Here is a 23,785-nt window from a genome sequence, read left to right as displayed (position 1 = left end):
CTGTCCGAAGATGCCTTACCTCCGGACAATCTACAGCTTTTTCCAGCGAGTTCTGTCCGAAGTCGCCTTACCTTTGGACAATCAAACGCATTTTTCATCCAGTCCTGTCCGAAATCGCCTTCCCTTGGACAATCTACAGCTTTTTCCAGCGGGTTCTGTCCGAAGTCGCCTTGCCTTCGGACAATCTACAGCTATTGACAGCGAGTCCTGTCAAAAGGCACCTTGCATTCCAACAATCAGTAGGAATGCGATGTACCGTAAAAAAACTACACAGTCAATCTTATGTAAATAACAGAAAGGGCTGGCCCTTTTTAGGTCCAGCCCCCTCCATCTCATTGTCTATTAATAGAAGCTTGCGCCAACAATGATTAAAAGGATGAATAATACTACGATAAGCACGAAAGTGGAACCGTAGCCATAACCGCCGCCGTAGCCGTAGCCGCCGTATCCAAAGCACATAGACTGTCACCTCACTTTCGGTAATCTCATTAATAACATATGAAATTACTTAATCATGTGTACTAGGCATGACAGCCTTATGGGAAAATTGGCTATAAAAATGAGTATTTCACCCTTTTGGCTTAAAAATTAGTGCGCCAATAAACCCAAAAATAATTGCAGCAGAAATACCAGAGCTTGTTACTTGAAACATCCCAGTTAAAACGCCAATAATTCCATGTGCTTTAGCGTCTTGGAGTGCCCCATGAACAAGAGAATTTCCAAAACTGGTAATCGGGATCGTTGCTCCGGCACCTGCAAAATCAACTAGTGGCTCATATAACCCTAATCCATCTAAGACCGCTCCAGCAACCACCAGCAAACTCATGGTATGACCCGGTGTGAGTTTCGCTACATCAAACATTAATTGCCCTACTACACAAATTAATCCACCTACAACAAAGGCCCAAAAAAACATTGCAAGCATCGATTCACCCCTTTTCACCATTCATCTCAATTGCAACAGCATGGGCAATACATGGAATTGACTCTTTTTGCTGAAAGCTTAGCGGGGACAATAATGCTCCTGTAGCGACGACTAATATTCGTTTATAAGTCCCCTTTTTCATTTCATTTAGTAAATGTCCATATAAGACAGTTGCCGAACATCCTGCTCCACTGCCACCGGATTGAACAGGCTGGTCATCTTTATACATCAATAATCCACAATCCTGAAATTGTTTTTTATCCACTTTCAGTCCATTTTTATTTAACAATTCAAAAGCAGTATCATGACCAATTCGTCCAAGGTCACCTGTCACAATCAAATCATAATACGATGGGTCTAATTGCAAATCACGAAAATGAGCGGTAATGGTATCCGCGGCTGCGGGAGCCATTGCCCCGCCCATATTAAAAGGATCTGATAAACCCATATCCACGACTTTTCCAATTGTTGCCGACGTGGTCACCGGATTATTTTCACCCGGTTTATTCGGCTCAACCAGCGCAACTCCCGCACCTGTAATCGTCCATTGTGCGGTTGGCGGTTTCTGTCCGCCATATTCGGTTGGATAGCGAAACTGTTTTTCGACAGCAGAGTTATGGCTGGATGCCCCGGTTAAAACGTAGTTTGCCCCCTGATAATTAACGACAAAGGAAGATAAGGCTAAACCCTCCATGGATGTTGAGCAGGCACCAAATAGACCGAAGTAGGGAATCTGCATGGTCCTTGCTGCAAAGCTTGTCGGAGTGATCTGATTAAGTAAGTCTCCGGCAAATAAAAACTGAACCTGTTCTTTTTGGATATTCCCCTTTTTTAAAGCTGCTTTGATCGCTTCTTCCAGCAATAATCGATGGGCTTTTTCATAAGATTCTTGTCCCATCCATAAATCATCGTACAGCAGATCAAAGTCACTCGCCAAGTTGCCGTTTGCTTCAAACGGTCCCCCCGTTACTCCTGTTGCTGTAATCATTGGCCGATTGTTAAAAACCCATGATTGGTGCCCCTTTAACAATTACAAAACCCCCCACATCACAAGTAGCGTCTTAATTAATGCAACAACAAACGCTGAGAACACTCCGAATAAAATCACTGAACCTGCAAGTTTAAACATATTTCCACCAACACCGAGTACAAACCCTTCAGTCCGGTGTTCAATGGCTGCAGAGATTACTGAATTCCCGAACCCAGTTACCGGTACCGCACTCCCTGCACCAGCAAATTGGCCAATGTGGTCATAAACGCCAAAACCAGTTAACAACATCGAAAAAAAGACCATTGTTGCAACAGTAGGGTTTCCGACGTTCTGCTCGGTGAAGTTAAAATAATATATGTAGAAATAACTGACAGCTTGGCCAATCATGCAAATAATCCCGCCAACTAAAAATGCTTTAATACAATTTTTTAAAACCGGACGCTTCAGTTCATGTTTTTGTTGGAGTGTTTGATAGTTTTTCTGCTGAGGGGTCATCTTTTTCTGCTTGCTAGCCATTCTGATACATCCTTTCTTACTTCATATCTTCCGTCATCTTAACAATTTCCTCTAAACGCTTTTCAGCCTTAGAATGTGATAACCTTCCTGATTTCATCCTCTCGTTTAGCCTGACAGCTTCCAAGAAAATCTTATAATCGCTTGATACTGTAAAGTTTTCTTTTGGATGATTTTCTTCTAGCTTCTTATTTAGATTCTTTTCGATTGTCTTCATTTTAAATCTCTTCATATGTTTTACCTTATAGACCACTAATGTATCTTTTTCTCCTTTGATAACCGCAACGTCATACAGCTCCGGTAAAGAACTAACATCTCTTTTGATATCCTCTACCCGATCACTATTGTTTTTCCGCTCCGTACTAAGCGGGGTCGGATTTGTTGTTTTCATGAGCGCTAATTGACTTTCTTTAACCGGCTGATTTTGAGAACATGCCGTCAATAATAATAAACTCATACTTACAATCAAACGATATGCCGCTTTCATATGCTTCACTTTCCTTGTCCCGTTGAGTGTTTGAATACTCCTTTAGTTTTTTCAATATCCTGCAAAATTATGACTGAATAACCTTGGCAGCTTAAATTAAAAAAACTGCCAGTTTTACCAGCAGTTTTTCCGTTACTTTGAAGTTTTTTTACTGCATCCGCAGCCTTTATTCTTTTTAGTAGTTGTCGATTTGTGAGTAGATTGTGTCATTTGTTTGTTTTGGTTTTTATTGTTCACTTCTTCCTCCCCTTTCAAAATATTTACTACTAGTTAGAATATGTCGAATTAATGAATCTTGTCTCCACGAAAGCATTATTTTTCGATAAAAAGCTGGACACATAATTCCATCAGGGAAGCAAAACCGGCCACTGCTAAAACCAAGATTATTGGTCTAGAAAATTCTGGACAGATATAATGAAAACCGACTATAAAGGCAGCTGACCATACTCCTGTACACCAATAACAACTAAGCAGTTCCCCTATAAACTTCTTAATTCCTGCCTTTTTTGGAACATAATAAATTTCAACTTCCCCTTCATGTTCCTCCCTTACTTCGTCAAAAAAAGGTTCGCGAATAAACTCAAAGATTCGATCGAAAACAAGCAATCTCGTCAGCCGAAAGCTTGCCAGCGATAATAGAAGCAACGTTAAATAGGTTATATTCATACCGGCTACTATCCTTTCTGAGATTAAATAGATGATTGACCAGCCTAATTTTGACAAACAAGGCGTTTGTCCGTTTCCCAAAAGCGCTCACATAAATATGTTAGTACTGTAAGATATATCACGGAATAAGGAGGAAAAAATTAATGGGTTGTGGAAATAATAACAACTTTCACGGTGAAAACTGTGTTTGCGAAGTAGTTCGTGCGATTAAGGATATTCAAGATAATGCAGTTGAAGCAGTTGAACAAGAATGTACTGAGTGTACTAGCTGCTTTACCGAACCACTAGGATCGATGGTGTCACCTACAAGGAGAGACCCGGTTGATACGCGTGTATTTGTTCTAAGTACTGCTGATGGTACGCCATTTCATGCATTCTTAACAGAGGAATGTGATGCATGTGTATCTATCTTCTTCCGCGTTGAGGACGTATTTGATAACTGCTGTGCCACTCTTCGTGTGTTAGTACCAGGCCATCGGGATAGCAACGGACAGTTTGTTCCGGTTAATCTCGTTTCAGGAGAAAAATGCTGCATTGACCTTAAAAAGGTTTGTAAAGTTGACAGATTCCGCGCGAGCAGAGATTGCATCACCGTTGACTTAAGCTGCTTCTGTGCAGTGCAATGTATCGCTGATGTTAACCTTGGACTTTGCAATTAAGGAAGCGAACAGCAGTATTAAAGCTGACCAATTACTTGGAGCTGAGGCTACTATTAATCAGGTTTAAGATGATTAACAGAAATTGAACAAATGAGCCAGTCGTAAAACGGCTGGCTTTTTTATTTTCTTTATCTCTGTATTCCAATCATAATGACGTTAGTTAACTGTTCTAATGGAATGGTTTTCGAGGTTTGATTGTGGAAACGTATGGTTACATCTTGGTCTGTGTATTCTGTTAAATAACCTTGAAAGTTTCCTCGCGCAGTATAAAAGACGCATGGTACAGGGGGCAGAACTTTTGGAAAGTTAATTAGATAGTCTAAACGCTCAAGCAGTTCCATCTCTTTAAATGGTTTGACCCTTTTTAAGAAAGACCTTTGTTTCCCCTTTGGTTTTGCTGTGGATTGAACCTCAAGCTGCTTCGAGTTATCCTGATTTTCAAGAACCAGTTCCTCTTTTGCAAGGGGGATTGTTTTTTTAGTTTCTTGTAGCACTGACGGCTCATCCTCGTATGGTGCCAGGTCCTCTTTTGCTAAGGGGATTGTTTTCTTAGTTTCTTGCAGCACTGGCTGTTCATCCTCGAGCGGTGCCGGTTCCTGCCGATTCGTAAAAACATCTTGCATATTTAAATTTGAAGGCGGCCTTACAAACGCCTGGTGGATAAATAACATGGGTCCCTGGCTCTTCTTCGTTGACAAGCAATTCACCTCCTTGTTACGAAATCACACACATTATATATATGCAATATGCCTATCTTGGTTCACAAGAAAAGCGGAAGCGCCCTGTTCAGCGGCGTATGGCCTCCTCGAAAAAGCTATCGCTTTTCCTTCGTGCGATGCTTAAGCTGCCAAAGCCTTCCTTATGGAGCGCTCCAACTGAGATAAAGGAAACACGAAGAGCCTAAAGCGATTCGATGTTGACTTATCGTAGGGCGGAGTGCGAACGACCCTAGCTCTAGAGTGCTGGAGCTGGACAATTCTCTAAGATCTGATATAAATTTTGATGTCAAATAAAAAAGCCTGCTAAAGAGCTAGCAGGCTGGTTTTTTAAAGGATATGGTAGCCAGAATCTACATGGATGTTTTCACCAGTAATTCCCCGTGAAAGATCACTGAATAAGAAAAGGGCTGTGTCACCGACTTCTTCTGGAGTAGTCGTTCTCCGTAATGGAGCTTTTGCTTCGATTTCATTTAAAATCGAATTGAATTCCCCAATTGCCTTTGCTGATAATGTTCGGATCGGACCGGCAGAAATGGAATTAACACGAATGCCGTCTTTTCCTAAATCAGAAGCCAAGTAGCGGACACTTGCATCCAAAGAGGCTTTCGCAACACCCATAACATTATAGTTTGGTATAGCTCGCTCTCCGCCTAAGTATGTTAGAGTTACAATACTTCCTCCTTCAGTCATTAGTTCGCGTGCTACTTTCGCCACTGCTGTCAATGAATATGAACTGATATTTTGTGCAAGCAGGAATCCATCTCTTGATGTGCTTACAAACTCACCTTTTAAATCCTCAGTCTTTGCAAACGCAATACAGTGTGCCAAACCGTGAATGGTCCCCACAGCTTCCTTAATTTCAGCAAAACAGCTTGCAATTGCTTCATCACTTGTTACATCACATGGAAGCACAAGAGTTCCCTCTGCCTCTAGAGAGTTAGCTAAATCACGAACACTGCTCTCAATTCTTTCACCCGCATATGTAAAAATTAATCTTGCTCCTGCATTGTGAAGTGAACGGGCAATTCCCCAAGCAATACTGCGTTTATTAGCTACACCCATAACAACAAAAGTTTTTCCAGATAAATTCATATTGGAATAGTCCCCCTACTATAATTACATGATATTAGTACTTGGTACTAATTTTACACTACTTCCCCTTAAATGAAAAGGTTCGGATACTATTCTTTCCCAAACTCTTTAGCATGTCTCACAGAATTCCAATTCCCGCTTCAATTCAACAACATACTCCTTTGACCCGGTAACAATTAAACGATCATCGATTTGCAATTCCGTATCACCATGAGGGACAATCGAATCCTTTCCTCTAAAAATACGAACAAAGATCACATCGCCTGTAAAAGGAAATTTCCGCAAATGCATTCCATCAAAGTGTGTGTTTAACATCTTGATTTCATATAACCCTGTCTCTTGATTAGTCAAGATATTAATAACTGTTGGAGATTCAATTAATGCCCGAAGCAGTGTTTTGGTTGACATAAATGAAGAGAATACCTCAATATTTTGCTCCCGTAAATTTTGTTCTAGTTCTATGCTTTCAATCCGGGCTATGACCCTGGAAACACCTTTTTCCTTCGCTTCAATGGACAAACTTGCGTTTAAATTCTCATCACCAGTAGAAATGACTACAATTTCTGATTGAAAAACATTTGTTTTGGAAATAGAATCGATGGAGTAATCAGTGATTTCAACAATTTCAAAGAGTGAATTAGCAATTTGCTTATCTGATTTCTCCATTTTCGTATGATAAAGAACCGGATCATACAGGCCTGATTTTAATTCTTGCGATAAAGATAGGGTTACCTGGTTAGCACCTAAAAATGCCACACTAACCTTTTTGCTTATCGCAGCCTCCAACGGAAAGAGCTTTTTGAATACCATTGGTGTAAAAATCGATGTAATCACAGCCACCAATATCAAGGTACCACTCATTTGGGGAGTTATTACTTCCATCCTTTCACCAATGGTTGCAGCAGCAATCACAAGTGAAAGAGTGGAGGTAAGCAAAAAGCCTGAAGAAATAACGGTTTTCGTATCATACCAAATCTTTAATAGATAAACTGGCACCAGCTTTGATAACAGCAGTCCAATCAATAAAAGCGGTATAAGTAAAAGAAGCTTCTTTTCACTAAAGAGTGACCAAACATCAAGGTTAACCCCAACCATCACAAAAAAGATAGGGATTAAAAAGCCATAGCCAAAGGAATCCAGTTTATGGACGAGTTCCTGGTTGGGTGATAGTAATGAAACTAAAACACCGGCTAGGAAGGCGCCAAGGATATTCTCCGCACCGACCGTCTCCGATAACCCCACTAATACAATAATCAACGTAAATACCGCCCTTGTGCCAATTTGCACAGTTCCCGTTGATAATGTTTCAATAAAGGTACGAGTTTTAAATTTCTTACCAATAAAATAAAGAACAATACCTGCTCCAAATAATATCAAGAGCAGCCACGTATTCCCATGGCCAGCCTCATATATTGAAACAAATACAGCTAATAAAATCATGGTTACTAAATCGGCTATTACCGCAACAAGCAAGATGATTTGCCCGATGACCGTTTTCATCAAATGGGCCTCTTTCAAGGTAGGCACTACTACTCCTAGGGAAATGGTTGAGATAATTAACGTCATCAAAAAGGCATTATCAATAAATCCTGCTAGAACAAATAGATAGGATAGAATTAGAGAAAAAATAAAAATTCCAGCAAAAATCGCCGTTGCTGCAACAAAAGTATTGGGCTCCTTTTTTCCATTCGCAAGTGCATCCCGTTTTTTGCTGCCGCTAAAGGCGGTAAAATCAATTTCCAGCCCGCTTAAGAACATAAGGAAAATGAAGCCAAGTGTCGAAAGGGTGGACAGCCAGGCATCCTGATGGACAATATCAAAGCCGCTTTTCCCAATAATGAGACCCATAATAATTTCTGCAACCACAACCGGGATAAAATTCAATTTAAATCGATGCAGAATAATTGGCGTTAAAAACGCTGTCGTCACAACAACAAGCAGCGAAAGTACAGAAATGTGTTGTTCCATTATTTAAACCGCCTTTCAAAACTAGGTTTCTTTCTTATAAAAGCAACCGAATAAACTAAAGATAAATAAAACTAACAGGGGGTGCAATCCTATGAAAATTGATATTATCGGAGACATTCATGGTTGTTTTGGCGAATTGAAAGAATTAACTTTAAAGCTTGGCTACAGTTGGGAAACAGGGTTACCAGTCCATTCCTCAGGGAGGACTCTTGGATTTGTTGGTGACTTAACGGACAGAGGGCCTGCATCCATTAAGGTGATTGAAGTCGTTTGGCAGCTAGTAGTTCATCACCAAAAAGCACATTACACACCAGGCAATCATTGCAATAAGCTGTATCGCTTTTTTCTCGGAAATAAAGTTCAGGTGACACACGGGCTAGAAACGACGGTAGCTGAATATGAATCATTATATAAACAAGATCAACAATCCATTCGTAAAAAATTTATCGAGCTGTATGAAAAAGCCCCACTCTACTTAGTATTGGACAATGGAAAGCTAGTTATAGCACATGCCGGGATAAAACAGGAATATATCGGCCAAACACATGGAAAAGTAAAAGAATTTGTCCTTTATGGTGATATTACTGGTAAAAAAAATCCGGATGGAACACCAGTTAGGTTGGATTGGGCAAAAAACTATCATGGCGATGCCTGTATTGTTTATGGACATACTCCGGTCAATGAGCCGCGTATTATTAATAACACGTATAACATTGATACAGGAGCTGTGTTTGGCGGTAAATTGACGGCATTACGTTATCCCGAAATGGAATTGGTTTCTGTTCCCTCTACTATGCCACATGTTCAGGAAAAATTTAAACAATTTGATTAGAAAAGCGGAAGCGCCTTGAACAGGGGCGACAGGCATAAGACGAGCCGGCGAGAAGGATGTTTTTTAGCCTTCTTGACGGATTGGCTTATGACCCCGAGCCCCTAGGCGCTGGAGCTGGACAATTCTCAAAGCTTGTTTAAAAGGCTGACCACTATTCAAGCAGGTCAGCCTCTAAAATACTATTCATATCCTCTGGGGGTGAAGCCGAAAAGGACATCTCTTTTTTATAAAAGGGATGAAGGAACTGAATTTTTTTACAATGAAGGGCTTGCCGTTTGATTAAGGAAGTATCTCCTCCGTATAAATCATCTCCGAGCAGAGGATGTCCTAAGAACGACATATGAACCCTTATCTGATGTGTACGCCCTGTTTCAAGTCTAAGCTCAAGATGAGTAAATGTAGAGTAGCTCTTAATTACCTTATAATGGGTACAAGCATATTGACCATCAGCCCGTACTTCCCGTTCAATAATGCTATCCTGTTTGCGGCCAATCGGTTCAATTATAGTTCCATTATCAGCAGCGAGTAAACCACCCGCAAAAGCTTCATATGTCCTTTTCACCAATCCATTTTGCTGCATTTTACTAAATAAATGATGAACATGACGGTGCTTGGCGATTAATACTATTCCTGAAGTGTCACGGTCTAGCCTTGTGACAATATGGGAAGTAGCCTGAATCCCCACTCGCTTGTAATATCCTACAAGAGCATTAGCAAGGCTGCCATTCGGATGTTCGCGAGATGGGATCGTGTTCATCATCGCCGGTTTGTTTACCACAAGTAAAAATTCATCTTCATACAATATGGTTAACGGGATATTCTCCGCCATAACTCCCTCACTCGGAATTTCAGCAGGAAAAATCACAGACAACGAATCACCTTCGATTAGCTTATATCTTACATTCACTTCCTCATTATTAACAAGAATAAAGCCGCCCCTAAATTTAATATCCGTTAAAGCAATTCGGGAGATTTCTTCTTGTTTTAAGAACACTTTAATTGGTAAACCGGCACTGGACTCATCAATAATCCAGTTCAATTTAAATCGTGCTTCCATCAATAAGGTCCTCCGGCTTAATCAGATATAAATGAATCATGGACCCTTTTCCAAAATGGAAACGGTCTAAAGCGGGCAAAACGAATTTTTTCTTCCGGTACCCTATATTGGATCGATTTTACGTCCTTATGAAGTAATGTCAGGTGATCAATGGTTACCTGAAAATCAGATTTTTTTACTGGCTTAAGCATACAGGTATGGTGTGCTGGCAAAATTAGCGGAGAGCCAACCGTCCGAAACACCCTGTTATTAATGGAGGCCATTTCTGCAACTTGTAAGGCTGAAATCGACGGATGAATGATGGCCCCGCCAAGAGCTTTATTATACGCTGTACTGCCTGATGGAGTAGAAATGCAAAGGCCATCACCACGGAACCGTTCAAAATGCTGTCCTCGAATTTCTACATCCATCACAAGTGTACCCTCGACACTTTTCACCGTGGATTCATTAAGTGCTAAGTAACGGGATTCTTTTCCTGCATGTGTGTAGCGGATAATGACTTCAAGAAGCGGGTACTCTACGACTTGATATGGGGTTTTTGCGATGGCAATTACCAGTTTTTCAATTTCATCTGGTATCCAATCTGCGTAAAATCCAAGGTGCCCCGTATGTATTCCGACGAATGCTGTTTTACTTAGCCGGCTGCTATAGCGGTGGAACGCATAGAGAAGTGTCCCGTCACCGCCAATGGAAACAACAATATCAGGTTGGTCTTCATCGTAAACAAGATCAAAGTCAAGTAAATATGTCCTCATTTTACTCATTAAAATATTGGACTTTTGATCCCCTTTTGATGTAATCGCAAATTTCATCTTATTTTCTCCTTACAAATCGGCTTTCACAGGCGGATGTTAGTTTTTTTCTTCTTGTGTCAATTCCTTTTTTCGGGTAAAAAATGCTTGTGCTTCCTGTATTTCACCACGTATTAAAGACATTTCCTCGTCTAAACGAAATGCCGCTTCTGCAGCTCTTAGTAATCTCATTTTGATATCTGTAGGAAATACTCCTTTATATTTATAGTTAAGTGAATGTTCGATGGTCGCCCAGAAATTCATCGCTAACGTCCTAATTTGGATTTCAGCAAGAATTTTCTTTTCCCCATGAATAGTTTGGACGGGATATTGAATGACAACATGGTATGAGCGATATCCACTAGTTTTTTCGTGAGAAATATAATCTCTTTCTTCCACTATTTCAAAATCGTTGCGGATCCTTAATAAATTAACCACAGTATGAATATCATCGACAAACTGACACATAATCCGCATGCCGGCTATATCCTGCATCTCCTCTTCCAAGCTTTCAAGCGGAATCCCTTTTTGGTTCGCTTTATCAAGAATACTTGCAATTGGTTTGACTCTGCCTGTTACAAATTCAATCGGTGAATGAGAGGAATCTAACTCATATTGCCCTCTCATCCCTTTTAATTTTACTTTCAATTCAGAAACTGCCTGTTTATATGGTGCTAAAAATTGATCCCAATGCTTCATGAATTCACCTCAAAGAAAAACAAATTGTTTAGATGAGCGAAACTTTTTTGCTCTTCAGCGAAAAAGCTCAAACAGTTAGGAAAAATCCCTCCACTTTCGTTACAAACTCATCACCATAGTTACTATTGCCTTTAATATTGCTCAGGATATATTCTAATTCATCATGAAAGTTTATGAGTTCAATTTGTTCCTGATTAGATTTAACAAGTACAGGTAGTTTTAGTTCATTTGCTGTTTTTAAATAAGACCAGAGCTCTTCCTCTAAAACAATATATGTATAGTCTTCTTGATCATCCAAAAGGTAAATAAATGCACTATTATCTGAATCAACAAGTATTTGTTCACTAGGAATTAACCCGGTAATAGATTCATCAGTTTCTAAAATTAGTTTATGATCGGTTACTATTGCTGTTTGAATGATTATTTTCTTCTTCATGATTAAACCTCCATCTTTCACTTTCCTATTTTAGCATAATCGGACCATTTCTCCCAAGGATTGCTTTTTTTAAAATGCAACAAGAATCGGAAACTAGACAGCATCCAAAGTTCATCGGTATGATGAAATTATCTTAATGGCGAAAGGAAGACAAAAGATGTCACAAAATATTGAAATTGAGTTTAAAAACATGCTCACAAAAGCAGAATATGAAAGAATTTTACTTTCGTTTAACATTGGGGAAAAGCATATTTTTACTCAGGAGAACCTGTACTTTGATACGCCTGATTTTGCTTTAAAAAAAGCAGATAGCGCATTAAGGATTCGAAAAAAAGGCACGGACTATGTGATGACTCTCAAACAGCCAAGAGAGATTGGGCTGCTTGAAACCAATCAAAAATTAACTTATGAGGAAACAACTGCGGCTATTAATGATGGCAGACTACCTGGTGGACAAATAAAACAATTAATACAAGAAAATAACATCCCTTTTGCCAAAATTGAATATTTTGGTTCACTCATTACCAATCGAGCAGAGATTTCCTATGAAAATGGACTGCTCGTACTTGATCACAGTATCTATCTTGAACACGAAGATTATGAAATGGAATATGAAGTAGAAGATTATCAAGAAGGCCTTAAAAATTTTCATGCACTTCTAAACCGATTTAAGATCCCAGAACGACAAACCGAAAATAAAGTCCGCCGTTTTTATCATCAAAAATATAAACAAACTAAAACTAATTAGCAGCAGCCACTTTTATTACATAAAAAAAGTTTCTATCTTAAAAATCAGTCCTTTTCAAGGCAATTCATTTGAGATATGAAATGGGCATTGTTAAAATATGAATACAATATCGATGAAAGGAGTTGTCAACATGATTGATAAAAAGCTTACACCATTCGAAGTAATTGGTGAAAATACACTACACCGTCTTGTCGACACTTTCTATAGCCTTGTTGCACAACATCCTGACCTTGCGCCCATATTTCCGAATCAATTCTCTGAGATTGCCCGGAAACAAAAGCAATTTTTAACTCAATATTTAGGAGGTCCTCCTCTCTATACAGAAGAACATGGTCACCCGATGATGCGTGCACGTCATTTGCCATTTCCCGTTACACCAACCCGTGCAAGGGCTTGGTTATCATGTATGAAGAAAGCGATGGATATAATCGGATTAGAAGGGCCGGTAAGAGAGGAATTTTACGCGCGGCTGCATCTTACTGCCCAACATATGATTAACACGCCAGATGAAGGCGAGATTACGGGTGAAAATTGTGAATAATTCTTCGTCACCTGTTCCCAAGAACCCTTTCAATGGGAATGAGAAAAAACCAATCGAAATATATATGTTTATTGACCCGTTATGTCCCGAGTGCTGGGCATTAGAGCCGATTATCAAAAAACTTCGAATTGAATATGGCCGGTACTTTTCCATTAAACATGTATTAAGTGGACGATTAGCTAATTTAAATTTGAGTAAAAAGAAGAACTATGAGAATATTGCTCAAGTTTGGGAAAAAACAGCCAGCAGGTCGGGAATGTCTTGCGATGGCAGTCTTTGGTTAGAGAATCCGATTGATAATCCTTATATAGTCTCCATAGCGATTAAAGCGGCTGAATTACAAGGAAGACGCGCGGGCTTACGTTTCTTTCGCAGAATTCAGGAAATGTTATTTTTAGAAAAACAAAACCCTTCAAACTTAGAAGTATTAAAGGAATGTGCGGATAGTTCTGGCTTAGATGTCGAGGAATTCATGAAAGATATTCATTCCGACAGCGCGGCCAAAGCATTTCAATGTGATTTGAAAATTACTTCAGAGATGGATGTAACTGAAATTCCAACCCTCGTATTTTTTAATGAAAATATTGAGGATGAAGGGATTAAAATTGCCGGTTCTTACCCCTATGAGGTTTATGTACAAATATTAGAAGAGATGCTTTCTGAAAGACCGGAGAAATCACCACCGCCGCCACTAGAATCTTTTCTTAAGTTTTTTAAGTTTGTTGCTTCTAAGGAAATTGCCGTTGTTTATAATATGTCGATTTCGCAAATTGAACGGGAAATGAAGAAGCTTTTGTTAAAGCAGGTAGTCGAGCAAATACCAGCTAAATATGGTACATTTTGGCGATATATTGATGAATAAACAAGTGTCAATCACGAGACGATTGACACTTGTCTTTTTTTATAATTAGATTTTTTGACAGAAACGAAAATGCCTTACAGCATTTCCGACTGTAAGGCATTTTTCTATTAATACGAACAAAGGGGATGGGAGAAATTTTTCACGGTCAAACAAAAGGGGTATATGTTTGTTGTGATCAACTTCACGTATAAAATATACCATGCGGCATAATCCTATGACAATAAGTTTGTGCCTTGTTTCACAATATTGTCATAAAGTAATAAATTCATGATTTGGACAATAGAAATAGAATAAGTAAACAAAAAGGTAGGTGGCATTTTAATGGGCAAATTACCTTTTATCATTATGATTCTTTTTATTACAATTGCCTTTTTTCTTAATCTCCTTGCATTGATTCACATCTTCCCTATGCTGCTGAGTGCGCCCATCATGTTTATATCTATACTTATTTTTATTGTTTATCTAAATGATCGGAGACGTTTTAGAGGTTTTTAAAGGGATGGAGCCCAAACGGCCCCATCCCGATAGAAAAGTACATAATCTATGATAATTGTCCAGCGCTAAAGCGACAAGTGTACTTCGCTAAACGGGCGCCTCCGATGTTCTTATGATAACAGTTTTTCTAATTCATTTAATTTTTCTTCAAATACCTTACAAGCATCCGCAATTGGAGCAGCACTGGTCATATCTACTCCTGCTTTTTTAAGAACTTCAATCGGATAATCAGAACTTCCTGCACTGAGGAATTCCTCAATATAACGCTTCACAGCAGGCTCGCCTTCTTCGAGAATTTGTTTGCTTAATGCTGTAGCAGCACTAAATCCTGTGGCATATTGGTATACATAATAGTTGTAATAAAAATGCGGAATTCTTGCCCATTCCAGACCGATTTCCTCATCAATAACAATATCCTCTTCACCGAAATACTTCTTATTTAACGCATAATAAGCTTCAGTTAAGGAATCCGCCGTCAATGCCTCATTATTTTGTGCCTTCTGATGAATTAAGTGTTCAAATTCAGCAAACATGGTCTGACGGAACACAGTCCCCCTAAAGCCCTCCAAATAATGATTCAATAGGTAAATTCTTTTTTGTTCATCATCAATCGTTTTTAATAAATAGTCATTGAGCAGTGCCTCATTACAAGTGGAAGCTACTTCCGCCACAAAAATTGAGTAATTACCATATGCATACGGCTGGTTTTTGCGAGTATAGTAACTATGCACGGAGTGGCCAAATTCATGAGCAAGCGTAAATAAATTATTTACATTATCCTGCCAGTTCATTAAGATGAACGGATGCGTGCCATAGGCACCGGATGAATAGGCACCACTGCGTTTGCCTTTGTTCTCATGAACATCCACCCAGCGGTTTTCGAATCCTTCTGTTAGAATATTTGAATATTCATCTCCTAATGGTGCTAGACCCTTTACCACTAAATCTTTTGCATCCTCATACTTGATTTCCATTTTTACATCTTTCACTAACGGTGTATACAAATCATACATATGAAGCTCCTCAAGTCCAAGTACCTTCTTACGGAGCTTTATATAGCGATGTAACAAGTGTAGATTTTCCGTCACCGTATTCACTAGGTTATCATAAACACTCTCAGGAATGTTATTAGCTGATAATGCAGCATGTCTTGCGGAATCATATTTCCGAATTCTTGCATTGAAATTATCCTTTTTTACATTCCCGCTTAGCGTACTAGCAAAAGTATTTTTAAAAGCTCCGTAAGTCTTATAAACGGCTGCAAAAGCGTCACGTCTTACACGCTGATCTGCGCTTTCCAAGAAGCGGCTGTAACGTCCATGAGTTACTTCGACCTCTTCGCCGTTTTCATCTTGAATGGTTGGAAATTCTAAGTCCGCATTGTTCAACATACCAAATGTATTACTAGAGGCATCCATTACTTCACTAGCCTCAGCGAGTAACGCCTCCTGTTCTGCACTTAGTACATGTGGTCTTTGTAAATTGATTTCTGCGATTGCATGTTCATATAATTTTAATTCTGCCTTTTCATTTAAGAAACTATTTACTTTCTCTTCATCAATTGATAGAATTTCCGGAACAATAAATGCTAGCTGGCTTGCTGCTTGGGAATAGAGATTCTTCATCCTGTCATCTAACCCCTGGTAAAAGGAGTTTGTTGTATCTTGGTCATAGCGCATATGGGAATATGTATAGAGCTTACCGATTCGTTCTAACAATTTGTCTTGAAACTGTAAAGCTTGATAGAGCGTTTCAGCACTTTCTCCTAATTTTCCTTCGTATTGCTTTATCTCAGGTATCTCACTCTTAATTTCTTGAAACTCTTTTTCCCAATCCTGATCACTTGCAAAGATATCTTCTAATTTCCACGTGTCCTCAACAAGAATTTCACTTCTTGCTGGCAGCTGCTTTACTTTTGTTTCATTCGCCATTATTTATCCTCCATTCATTTTACTTGGAAATACTTACTATTAACTTATTCTCCTTATTTTGCTTTTATCCTTTAAAAACAAATCGAAATACCCTCCTACTATATTATGCCCATATGGGGATTATTAGTATTAATTTCCCACTTCTATCATCTTGATAGCACATTTTCATATTGGGCTAAGAAATCTTGTTTTGCTTCTTCTCTTTCACGGTTCGAATGAGGGATTAGGATTTTCTTTTGCACTTCAAATATCGTGTCACCCTTCTGCTTTAGGAAATTTAATTTCTCAAGAAGTTGTAGATATTCAATTATTGCAGTAAACGGAGTTACATTTTTCACTTGTGGCAGATGACGAACTATTATCTGCTTTTTTTGGATTCTCTTTTGATAGGAAGTGTTAATTTCTTTCAGCGTGATTAGATCTAGGGGATTCTTGTGGGCTAAAACATCGACAAACAAATAGGTTTGCCAAATAAACGGAGGTGTTTGAATAAGGACAGAATGGGCAACTGGCAGACCAATTTCAGGAGGAATCAGGAAGATATTTAATCCTTGGTTATAAATCTCCTGCAAAAATGGCTTATGCTCGGTCCTTGGATGAAGGGCCCAGTTAAACATATATCTTTCCACTTCCCTATTCCAACTTGCCTGGGAAATGGGATGGTCATTCTGTGGTTCTAGTATAGAATCTAGCTCAATGGTTTGAATTGGTAGTGATGAAAGATGTGCGAAAGAATTTTTTATGGAGAAGGGAGTAATGGATTCCACTAATTGAAAGAGTTGTTTATCGGGGCAATAAGCAGGGATATAAAGTCTCCCGGATGATGCAGTTCTTAAAAATGAATATTGGAAGTTTGACAATGTAATAAGATCTTTTCGTTTCTGATGAAGTTGGCTGCTAGATATGACCCATAACGGGGTGTAACCATTTTCTAAATAAGTATTAGTTCTTTTCATGAAAACTTTATCAGTTAATGTAGAACATTGATACTCTAACGCATACCTTTGGCCATTATATTTAAACATAATATCTGGCCGCTGCTGGATGTTTCGATCATAATACTCAAGAACTGATGCTATATTTTGTTTGATAAGCCACTGAAAAAGCTGCCTCTTCCCCTCAAGATGCTCATAAGTTTCATTTTCGTAAAGTTCACGGCATCGACTACTTTGTTTATGTGCAAAGTGAAAGATTCTTTGATCCCCCAGTCTCAACAAAACTGTTTCCCTACAGACTGGACAAACAAATTCCTCCTTATCGCGCAGCGACATAAGTGTTTCCTTCTTGTAATCAAACCCTAGGCAAATCTTTTTCCCAGTTTTGGTTAATGCAGTTAACAAATCGTTCCCCTCCTTTATATCTATCAATTCGACTATCCCCTATCATAATCCTTTTAATTATTAAAAAACTCGCCGTTTTTCCGACGAGTTTCTACATGTTCATATAATTAAAGTAGTGGTGATAATAACCTAGCGGTTGATTCTAAAATTCTAAAACCAATATGCCTTTGTTGAAAGGTTTCCAACTCGAGCTGTCTAGCATACTTTAAATCATTGGTGTATTCTTCCACAAGCTCTTCCGTACTATTAGTTCGGAATAAAAACGCATTCACTTCAAAATTCAAGTGAAAGCTTCTCATATCCATATTAGAGGTTCCAATCGAAGCGAGTTCGTTATCGACAATTATAATTTTACTATGCATAAATCCGCGTTGGTATTCATACACCTTTACCCCAGCTTCAAGCAGTTCCGGAAAATAGGACCTTGATGCATGAAAGACGATTCGTTTATCTGGCCGATTTGGCACGAGGAGTCTCACATCGACACCGCTCAGGGCTGCCACTTTAATCGCTGAGAATATATCTTCATCTGGGATAAAATAAGGGGATGCAATCCAAACAGATTTTTCAGCTGATGCAATCATGGAGAAAAAGATATTTTTAATGACGCTCCATTCATTATCAGGCCCACCTGCAATAAGCTGTACACCACCATGACGTTTATTATCTAATTGAGGTGAAAGGTATTCCGCAGTTAGAAAGCTATGATTGGTCATATAATACCAGTCTTGTAAAAAAATTAATTGGAGCGTACGGACTGCTTCACCCTTCAGCATTAAATGGGTATCACGCCAAAAACCAATTTCTTCGTTTCTCCCTAAATATTCATCCCCTATGTTCAACCCGCCGACAAACCCAATGGTCCCATCAATGACAATAATCTTTCGGTGATTACGGAAGTTAAATTTATTATTTAAAAAAGGCAATTTTACAGGCCCAAACGAAACGGCCTCAATACCCGCATTTCTCAAATCATTAATGTAGTTTTTAGAAAGCTGCCAGGATCCGACCGCATCAAAAAGAAAACGAATTTTAACCCCTTCACTTGCCTTTTGAATTAATATTTCTTTAATTTCCTGACCGATCAGATCGTGACGAACAATATAATATTCAAGGTGAATATGATGTCTTGCCCTTTTTAGTTGTTCGGTAATATGGCTAAAGGTTTCCTCTCCATTTGTTAAAACTTTTGTAGAAGTATCAAAGGAAATGGGACTATTCCCCAGTTTCTGAGCCAACTTAAATAATTTCCCCTGATGCTCTCCCATTAAACTGAGTTTCTCCTGACTTCTTAGATCGTCCTCTCCCTCCACTGTTAGAAAAGCTTGCTTATCAAGGAAATATTTCTTCCTGAACATCCTTTCCTTTCGATAATTGCGCCCGAACAATAAATAAAAAATAAAGCCGATTAACGGAAAACTCCCTAAAACCACTAGCCAGGTAAGGGTTTGTGTAGGATGACGATTCTCAAAGAAAATGACAAAGCCTATAAAAATAACAGACAGTGTAATTAAAACACTCAAAAATCCGAAGATACCGCTTTCCAGTTGGTCTTTAAAATAAAATAATAGTCCGGATAAAACTGCTAAAAATAAGACCACCCTAACCGTGTTTTTCAGTGCACTCACCTGCCAAAATTTTCAAGTATATCTAATGATAAAAAGACCGATTTCAAATGTGAAATCGGTATAATTATTAACTAAAATATTTTCGTATTTCCGCGAAAACGTCTTTCGGCATAATCTCTTTACCGTATTCTTGAATCCGATGAATGGTAAGCTGTGTTTCATAACCATATTCCAGTAAAATACTGAGAATATCATCTATTTCATCTTCTTCATATACATCTTCAGGAAATTCAGTATATAAATAATATTTTCCTTCAAAGTGATAAAGCTTTGTATCTAAATTATCTAAACCTTCTCGATTTGATAAGCTAATAATATCCTCAAAATCCTTAAAGGCAAGTAGGAATTCCAAAGTTTCTTCCTCTAGCATTAATTCATCTTCATCTGAATGATGATGACTAAAATGCTGATCTAAGATCTCTTCAATTTTGTCATCCACAGGAATGTCCTTTATTTTGTCATTAGGGATAGGGAGCTCAAACTTTTGTCCGTCTTTTGAAAGTTGGGCCTTGGTAACAAGAACCTCTAACCCTTTATCAAGTGCTTGGACTTGGATCCATAGTGGGCCTTCAACAACAAAATCTTCCTCACCATGAACTTCATCCATCATTTCCCAAAAGAGTTCCTCACTGCGCTCTCGATTGTACCAGATTTCTTCGCGATCAAAGCCTCTCTCCTCAATATCACCGTAGGAAATGTAGAATTTCACAGTATATTCATCAATTCGCTCAATCTCCATCATAACCTCTCCCTTCCGTTTCCGTATTGAAGGGACAAATACCCCCAAGCAGATAATACTATTATGATTGACATCTAAAAAAGGAAATACTCTTGTACTTTCATTTTATGACAAAAGTACTTATATGGGAAATAAAAAAAAAATAAAATCTTAAAAACCGTTAGTTAGCCTAATGATTAATATAAGATATTCCCTTAATCATAGCAAAATGAATGATAATATTCAAATTAAATGCGTATAGACAAAAAAGACCTTCTGAAGAAGGTCTTTTTATTTAATTAACCATTTTTTGCGCTTCACGCAACTGAAAAGTTCTAACCCTTCTAGGCAAAAAGCGTCTGATTTCGTCCTCATTATAACCAACTTGTAGACGCTTTTCATCAATAATGATTGGGCGGCGTAACAAACCAGGATTTTCTTTTATTAATTTAAATAAATCCTGTAATGGCATTGCATCTAAGTTTACATCTAACTTTTGAAATGTTTTTGATCTTGTAGAGATGATTTCATCAGTACCATCTTCAGTCATTCGTAAAATTTCCTTAATCTCCTCCATGGATAACGGCTCAGAGAAGATATTTCTTTCAGTGTATGGAATTTCATGTTCTTCTAACCATGATTTTGCTTTCCTGCATGATGTACAACTTGGTGAAGTGTATAGTGTAACCATCCGTTCTTCACACTCCTCTTTAATTTACATACTTGTAATCTTATATAGTCATGTACCCATTTTTATTGTGAAAGAAACCCTTTTTCGTAATTAAAATAATTATAAATAAGTAATTTCTATCATAAATTATACACCACTGTCTCAAAAAAAGGTATCCCTTTTTAAAAAAATAATATCGACAGAAGCTTATTTCAATCTATTTGGTTACATGATATTAGACGAATAATGTTCTAAAAGGTTTCATATTTTTTTCATTATAAAGCTTGTACATTAAAATAAAAATTACTTCCAACATTAAAATCTTCTTATTCAGCTCCTTTCTATATGGGTAATTTCCATACGGAATGGAGCATGCTTTTTACTGTCTTAATTTTATAAGTCTAATCTTAATTTACTCTTAACTTCAATTCTCAATTAAATGACACTAAATGAAAACGCATTCATTCATAGATGAATTTCTATAATTTTTACTTTCAATAAATTACGAGTTCTTTTACAATAAAATAAGGGAAGGTATATAATCAGATCGTTTTCTCTAATTAGCTTAATGGAGGGATTCATGATGGGTGCTTACATAACAGATTTGATGATCGTTGCTTTATTAATTATTGGCATTACTGCTTTAATGGGTGTTATAACCAATGGTATTGGGGAAAAAATATTCGGTGGTAAGCGTAGAACTGAATTTACTGATGAAAGCGCGAAATACCGGACCGGATGGAAAATGGTTGGCGGTAAAAAAAACTAAATTAGAAAAGTGCAAGCCCCGTTTAGCACACGACAGGACTGGAGCCCTTCGACTGAAATAAAGTCAACACGAAGAGCTACAGCTTTTTCGTGTTGACTTATCGTAGGGAGATGGGTAAAGTACACTTGTCGCTGGACGCTGAAGTTGGACAATTTTCAAAGCAAATTTTATTCTTTCTTACCTTCAGATAAAAAAACGATCTCAATTAAAATTGAGATCGTTTTTTCTTATTTCTTAGAATTTGCTTGGTTTCGTTTGAATTCCTTTTCAGAACAAAGGACAAAGTGTCCAGGAGTTACTTCCCTAAATTCAATTGATTCATTGTCAGCATAATTATGGCTTGCTGGATCATAGGTTTTCCGCTTTCTTGTCCGCTCGCTGATTGGATCTGGAGCGGGAATAGCAGATAGTAATGACTGCGTATATGGGTGAAGTGGATTCTTATAGAGCTCATCTGCAGGTGCAAGCTCTACCATCTTACCGAAATACATTACACCAATCCTGTCACTGATATATTTAACCATTGACAAATCATGCGCAATAAACAAATAGGTTAACCCTTTTTCTTTTTGAAGCTTTTTCATTAAGTTAACTACCTGTGCTTGAATTGAAACGTCTAATGCAGAAATTGGTTCATCCGCAATAATAAATTCAGGCTCAACAGCTAGCGCCCTGGCAATTCCAATCCGTTGTCGCTGCCCTCCGCTAAATTCATGTGGATAGCGATTGGCGTGTTCTCTATTTAAACCAACTGTTTCCAGCAGCTCATATACACGGTTCATCCGCTCTTCTCGTGTTTTTGCTAAACCATGAATATCGATTCCCTCTGCAATTACATCTGCAATTTTTAGCCTTGGATTTAGTGATGCATATGGATCCTGAAAAATCATTTGCATTTTACGGTTAAACTCTTTTAATTGCTTCTTTGATTTTTTCCCATGGACATTAACACCATCATATAAAACGTCTCCACCTGTGGCATCATATAAACGAATAATCGTTCTGCCGGTAGTGGATTTACCGCAGCCCGACTCCCCTACAAGACCCAATACTTCGCCTTTGTAAATATCAAAGCTGACATTATCAACTGCCCTTACTTCATTTGGTTTACCTGGATTAAAATATTGCTGTAAGTTTTTAATCTCAAGTAACTTCTCTGTTTGTGCCATTTACTTTCCCTCCTTTGAACCAGGGAATTTAGCTGCCCCAACTGTGCCTTTATATTGATTTTGACGTCGCTTAACAGCTTCAGGCGGCTCGACCTTAGGTGCATCCGGGTGCAATAACCATGTTGCTGCATAGTGTGTATCCGATACTTTGAAGAATGGAGGCTCCTGCTCCAAATCAATTTTCATTACATATGGGTTACGAGGTGCAAATGCATCACCTTTTGGTGGATCCAATAGATCTGGTGGTGTGCCTGGGATTGAAAATAATTCCTCATCGTCTGTATCCATATCCGGCATTGAACTAATTAGTCCCCATGTGTAAGGATGCTGCGGGTTATAGAAAATTTCGTCCGCTGTACCAATTTCCACAATTTTTCCACCATACATTACTGCTACACGGTCGGCAACATTCGCAACAACGCCAAGGTCATGAGTAATAAAAATGATGGATGTATCAATTTTCTTTTGAAGATCTTTCATTAACTCTAAAATCTGTGCTTGAATCGTAACATCAAGTGCTGTTGTAGGTTCGTCCGCAATAAGAACCTTAGGATTACATGCCAAAGCAATCGCAATAACAACCCTTTGTCTCATCCCACCTGAGAATTGATGCGGGTATTGATCTACACGAATTTCCGGTTTTGGGATACCAACTAACTTTAATAAATCCACAGCTCTTTCTCTTGCAGCTTGTCTGCTCATGTTTTGATGCTTAATAAGCGGCTCCATGATTTGGTTGCCAATTTTCATTGTTGGATTTAGAGAAGTCATTGGATCCTGGAAAATCATTGAAATATCTTTCCCACGGATTTTTTGCATATCTTTATCTTTTAATTTGGTTAAATCCTTGCCATCAAAAAGAATCTGACCGCCTTTAATTTCTGAATTATGTTCAGGAAGTAAACGCATGATTGATTTGGTTGTGACTGATTTTCCAGAACCAGATTCACCTACAATAGCTAAGGTTTCACCATTATATAAATCAAAACTTACGCCACGGATTGCCTTAACTTCACCCGAAAACGTATGAAACGATATATTTAAATCCTTTACTTCTAAAATTTTATCCATTTACATCC

General features: G+C 38.3%; 26 protein-coding genes. 6 read left to right on the top strand and 20 right to left on the bottom strand.

Annotated features, from left to right (window positions below):
- Window positions 1-342 precede the first annotated feature (342 nt).
- From COD92_RS28140 to COD92_RS28115, 6 genes are all read right to left on the bottom strand, one after another.
- The gene (locus COD92_RS28140; protein WP_098528384.1) at window positions 343-459 is read right to left on the bottom strand and encodes a YjcZ family sporulation protein; all 117 of its coding nucleotides are present in this window, start codon (window positions 457-459) and stop codon (window positions 343-345) included.
- A gap of 109 nt (window positions 460-568) precedes the next feature.
- On the bottom strand, window positions 569-925 hold the full coding sequence (spoVAE, locus tag COD92_RS28135; protein ID WP_098528383.1) for a stage V sporulation protein AE: 357 nt from the start codon (window positions 923-925) through the stop codon (window positions 569-571).
- 4 nt (window positions 926-929) lie between these two features.
- A complete protein-coding gene (gene spoVAD, locus COD92_RS28130) occupies window positions 930-1,955 on the bottom strand; it encodes a stage V sporulation protein AD (RefSeq protein ID WP_098528382.1) in 1,026 nt (341 codons plus the stop codon).
- Complete coding sequence (gene spoVAC / locus COD92_RS28125) at window positions 1,956-2,432, bottom strand: stage V sporulation protein AC (protein ID WP_098528381.1); 477 nt, start codon at window positions 2,430-2,432, stop codon at window positions 1,956-1,958. It abuts the gene before it with no gap.
- Between the two features lie 16 nt (window positions 2,433-2,448).
- Complete coding sequence (locus COD92_RS28120) at window positions 2,449-2,916, bottom strand: YhcN/YlaJ family sporulation lipoprotein (protein WP_098528380.1); 468 nt, start codon at window positions 2,914-2,916, stop codon at window positions 2,449-2,451.
- Window positions 2,917-3,228: 312 nt separating this feature from the next.
- Window positions 3,229-3,582, bottom strand: a complete 354-nt coding sequence (locus COD92_RS28115; protein WP_098528379.1) for a DUF1360 domain-containing protein — start codon at window positions 3,580-3,582, stop codon at window positions 3,229-3,231.
- A 143-nt stretch (window positions 3,583-3,725) separates the two neighbouring features.
- Here COD92_RS28115 and COD92_RS28110 point away from each other — a divergent pair, with 143 nt between their 5' ends.
- Window positions 3,726-4,241 carry a CotY/CotZ family spore coat protein gene (locus COD92_RS28110; RefSeq protein WP_098528378.1) on the top strand — a complete coding sequence of 172 codons (516 nt, stop codon included), beginning with the start codon at window positions 3,726-3,728 and terminating at the stop codon, window positions 4,239-4,241.
- A gap of 128 nt (window positions 4,242-4,369) precedes the next feature.
- On the opposite strand, the gene COD92_RS28105 is transcribed toward COD92_RS28110, so the two are convergent.
- The 3 genes from COD92_RS28105 to COD92_RS28095 all read right to left on the bottom strand — a co-directional run bounded on the left by COD92_RS28105 (window position 4,370) and on the right by COD92_RS28095 (window position 8,020).
- Window positions 4,370-4,939 (bottom strand): CotO family spore coat protein, encoded by a 570-nt coding sequence (locus tag COD92_RS28105; RefSeq protein ID WP_098996712.1) that lies wholly within the window; start codon window positions 4,937-4,939, stop codon window positions 4,370-4,372.
- 348 nt (window positions 4,940-5,287) lie between these two features.
- Complete coding sequence (fabI, locus tag COD92_RS28100) at window positions 5,288-6,052, bottom strand: enoyl-ACP reductase FabI (protein ID WP_098528376.1); 765 nt, start codon at window positions 6,050-6,052, stop codon at window positions 5,288-5,290.
- A gap of 108 nt (window positions 6,053-6,160) precedes the next feature.
- Window positions 6,161-8,020, bottom strand: a complete 1,860-nt coding sequence (locus tag COD92_RS28095) for a monovalent cation:proton antiporter family protein (protein WP_098528375.1) — start codon at window positions 8,018-8,020, stop codon at window positions 6,161-6,163.
- 91 nt (window positions 8,021-8,111) lie between these two features.
- On the opposite strand from COD92_RS28095, the gene prpE reads away from it, so the two are divergent.
- Window positions 8,112-8,852 (top strand): bis(5'-nucleosyl)-tetraphosphatase PrpE, encoded by a 741-nt coding sequence (gene prpE / locus COD92_RS28090; protein WP_098996711.1) that lies wholly within the window; start codon window positions 8,112-8,114, stop codon window positions 8,850-8,852.
- 151 nt (window positions 8,853-9,003) lie between these two features.
- Here the strand turns inward: prpE and COD92_RS28085 are convergent, their stop codons facing one another.
- The 4 genes from COD92_RS28085 to COD92_RS28070 all read right to left on the bottom strand — a co-directional run bounded on the left by COD92_RS28085 (window position 9,004) and on the right by COD92_RS28070 (window position 11,835).
- Window positions 9,004-9,909, bottom strand: coding sequence for an RluA family pseudouridine synthase (locus tag COD92_RS28085; protein WP_098996710.1), 906 nt, complete (start codon window positions 9,907-9,909; stop codon window positions 9,004-9,006).
- 17 nt (window positions 9,910-9,926) lie between these two features.
- Window positions 9,927-10,721 (bottom strand): NAD kinase, encoded by a 795-nt coding sequence (locus tag COD92_RS28080; RefSeq protein ID WP_098528372.1) that lies wholly within the window; start codon window positions 10,719-10,721, stop codon window positions 9,927-9,929.
- Between the two features lie 39 nt (window positions 10,722-10,760).
- A complete protein-coding gene (gene yjbM, locus COD92_RS28075; protein ID WP_098528371.1) occupies window positions 10,761-11,399 on the bottom strand; it encodes a GTP diphosphokinase in 639 nt (212 codons plus the stop codon).
- Between the two features lie 67 nt (window positions 11,400-11,466).
- On the bottom strand, window positions 11,467-11,835 hold the full coding sequence (locus COD92_RS28070) for a UPF0738 family protein (protein WP_098996709.1): 369 nt from the start codon (window positions 11,833-11,835) through the stop codon (window positions 11,467-11,469).
- 157 nt (window positions 11,836-11,992) lie between these two features.
- Between COD92_RS28070 and COD92_RS28065 the strand changes: the two genes are divergently transcribed.
- From COD92_RS28065 to COD92_RS28055, 3 genes are all read left to right on the top strand, one after another.
- Window positions 11,993-12,583 (top strand): CYTH domain-containing protein, encoded by a 591-nt coding sequence (locus COD92_RS28065; protein ID WP_098528369.1) that lies wholly within the window; start codon window positions 11,993-11,995, stop codon window positions 12,581-12,583.
- 130 nt (window positions 12,584-12,713) lie between these two features.
- Window positions 12,714-13,124, top strand: coding sequence for a globin domain-containing protein (locus COD92_RS28060; RefSeq protein WP_098528368.1), 411 nt, complete (start codon window positions 12,714-12,716; stop codon window positions 13,122-13,124).
- Window positions 13,108-13,986: a ClpXP adapter SpxH family protein gene (locus COD92_RS28055; protein WP_255286575.1), complete on the top strand. Its 879-nt coding sequence runs from the start codon at window positions 13,108-13,110 to the stop codon at window positions 13,984-13,986. The genes COD92_RS28060 and COD92_RS28055 overlap by 17 nt, the downstream gene beginning before the upstream one ends.
- A 605-nt stretch (window positions 13,987-14,591) precedes the next feature.
- Here the strand turns inward: COD92_RS28055 and pepF are convergent.
- From pepF to spxA, 5 genes are all read right to left on the bottom strand, one after another.
- Window positions 14,592-16,412, bottom strand: a complete 1,821-nt coding sequence (gene pepF, locus COD92_RS28050; RefSeq protein WP_098996708.1) for an oligoendopeptidase F — start codon at window positions 16,410-16,412, stop codon at window positions 14,592-14,594.
- A gap of 146 nt (window positions 16,413-16,558) precedes the next feature.
- Window positions 16,559-17,752: a competence protein CoiA gene (locus COD92_RS28045; protein WP_176550484.1), complete on the bottom strand. Its 1,194-nt coding sequence runs from the start codon at window positions 17,750-17,752 to the stop codon at window positions 16,559-16,561.
- Window positions 17,753-17,859: 107 nt separating this feature from the next.
- Window positions 17,860-19,371, bottom strand: coding sequence for a cardiolipin synthase (cls, locus tag COD92_RS28040; protein ID WP_098528569.1), 1,512 nt, complete (start codon window positions 19,369-19,371; stop codon window positions 17,860-17,862).
- Between the two features lie 76 nt (window positions 19,372-19,447).
- Window positions 19,448-20,119, bottom strand: a complete 672-nt coding sequence (mecA, locus tag COD92_RS28035) for an adaptor protein MecA (RefSeq protein WP_098528364.1) — start codon at window positions 20,117-20,119, stop codon at window positions 19,448-19,450.
- Window positions 20,120-20,393: 274 nt separating this feature from the next.
- Window positions 20,394-20,789: a transcriptional regulator SpxA gene (gene spxA / locus COD92_RS28030; protein ID WP_098528363.1), complete on the bottom strand. Its 396-nt coding sequence runs from the start codon at window positions 20,787-20,789 to the stop codon at window positions 20,394-20,396.
- Between the two features lie 562 nt (window positions 20,790-21,351).
- Here spxA and COD92_RS28025 point away from each other — a divergent pair.
- Window positions 21,352-21,537 (top strand): hypothetical protein, encoded by a 186-nt coding sequence (locus tag COD92_RS28025; protein ID WP_098528362.1) that lies wholly within the window; start codon window positions 21,352-21,354, stop codon window positions 21,535-21,537.
- A 227-nt stretch (window positions 21,538-21,764) separates the two neighbouring features.
- Here COD92_RS28025 and COD92_RS28020 read toward each other — a convergent pair whose 3' ends face one another.
- Together COD92_RS28020 and COD92_RS28015 are read right to left on the bottom strand one after the other, a co-directional pair.
- A complete protein-coding gene (locus COD92_RS28020) occupies window positions 21,765-22,706 on the bottom strand; it encodes an ABC transporter ATP-binding protein (RefSeq protein ID WP_098528361.1) in 942 nt (313 codons plus the stop codon).
- Window positions 22,707-23,777, bottom strand: a complete 1,071-nt coding sequence (locus COD92_RS28015; RefSeq protein WP_098996706.1) for an ABC transporter ATP-binding protein — start codon at window positions 23,775-23,777, stop codon at window positions 22,707-22,709.
- Window positions 23,778-23,785: the final 8 nt, after the last annotated feature.

The sequence above is a fragment of the Bacillus sp. AFS037270 genome (assembly GCF_002585305.1).
This window is presented reverse-complemented; position numbering and strand designations above follow the sequence as displayed.

Excerpts from the sequence above, each read along its gene's own strand:
- COD92_RS28140 (WP_098528384.1), bottom strand. The coding sequence starts at position 459 with ATGTGCTTTGGATACGGCGGCTACGGCTACGGCGGCGGTTATGGCTAC.
- spoVAE (WP_098528383.1), bottom strand. The coding sequence starts at position 925 with ATGCTTGCAATGTTTTTTTGGGCCTTTGTTGTAGGTGGATTAATTTGT.
- spoVAC (WP_098528381.1), bottom strand. The coding sequence starts at position 2,432 with ATGGCTAGCAAGCAGAAAAAGATGACCCCTCAGCAGAAAAACTATCAA.
- COD92_RS28120 (WP_098528380.1), bottom strand. The coding sequence starts at position 2,916 with ATGAAAGCGGCATATCGTTTGATTGTAAGTATGAGTTTATTATTATTG.
- COD92_RS28115 (WP_098528379.1), bottom strand. The coding sequence starts at position 3,582 with ATGAATATAACCTATTTAACGTTGCTTCTATTATCGCTGGCAAGCTTT.
- COD92_RS28110 (WP_098528378.1), top strand. The coding sequence starts at position 3,726 with ATGGGTTGTGGAAATAATAACAACTTTCACGGTGAAAACTGTGTTTGC.
- fabI (WP_098528376.1), bottom strand. The coding sequence starts at position 6,052 with ATGAATTTATCTGGAAAAACTTTTGTTGTTATGGGTGTAGCTAATAAA.
- COD92_RS28095 (WP_098528375.1), bottom strand. The coding sequence starts at position 8,020 with ATGGAACAACACATTTCTGTACTTTCGCTGCTTGTTGTTGTGACGACA.
- prpE (WP_098996711.1), top strand. The coding sequence starts at position 8,112 with ATGAAAATTGATATTATCGGAGACATTCATGGTTGTTTTGGCGAATTG.
- COD92_RS28085 (WP_098996710.1), bottom strand. The coding sequence starts at position 9,909 with ATGGAAGCACGATTTAAATTGAACTGGATTATTGATGAGTCCAGTGCC.
- COD92_RS28080 (WP_098528372.1), bottom strand. The coding sequence starts at position 10,721 with ATGAAATTTGCGATTACATCAAAAGGGGATCAAAAGTCCAATATTTTA.
- yjbM (WP_098528371.1), bottom strand. The coding sequence starts at position 11,399 with ATGAAGCATTGGGATCAATTTTTAGCACCATATAAACAGGCAGTTTCT.
- COD92_RS28070 (WP_098996709.1), bottom strand. The coding sequence starts at position 11,835 with ATGAAGAAGAAAATAATCATTCAAACAGCAATAGTAACCGATCATAAA.
- COD92_RS28065 (WP_098528369.1), top strand. The coding sequence starts at position 11,993 with ATGTCACAAAATATTGAAATTGAGTTTAAAAACATGCTCACAAAAGCA.
- COD92_RS28060 (WP_098528368.1), top strand. The coding sequence starts at position 12,714 with ATGATTGATAAAAAGCTTACACCATTCGAAGTAATTGGTGAAAATACA.
- pepF (WP_098996708.1), bottom strand. The coding sequence starts at position 16,412 with ATGGCGAATGAAACAAAAGTAAAGCAGCTGCCAGCAAGAAGTGAAATT.
- mecA (WP_098528364.1), bottom strand. The coding sequence starts at position 20,119 with ATGGAGATTGAGCGAATTGATGAATATACTGTGAAATTCTACATTTCC.
- spxA (WP_098528363.1), bottom strand. The coding sequence starts at position 20,789 with ATGGTTACACTATACACTTCACCAAGTTGTACATCATGCAGGAAAGCA.
- COD92_RS28025 (WP_098528362.1), top strand. The coding sequence starts at position 21,352 with ATGGGTGCTTACATAACAGATTTGATGATCGTTGCTTTATTAATTATT.
- COD92_RS28020 (WP_098528361.1), bottom strand. The coding sequence starts at position 22,706 with ATGGCACAAACAGAGAAGTTACTTGAGATTAAAAACTTACAGCAATAT.
- COD92_RS28015 (WP_098996706.1), bottom strand. The coding sequence starts at position 23,777 with ATGGATAAAATTTTAGAAGTAAAGGATTTAAATATATCGTTTCATACG.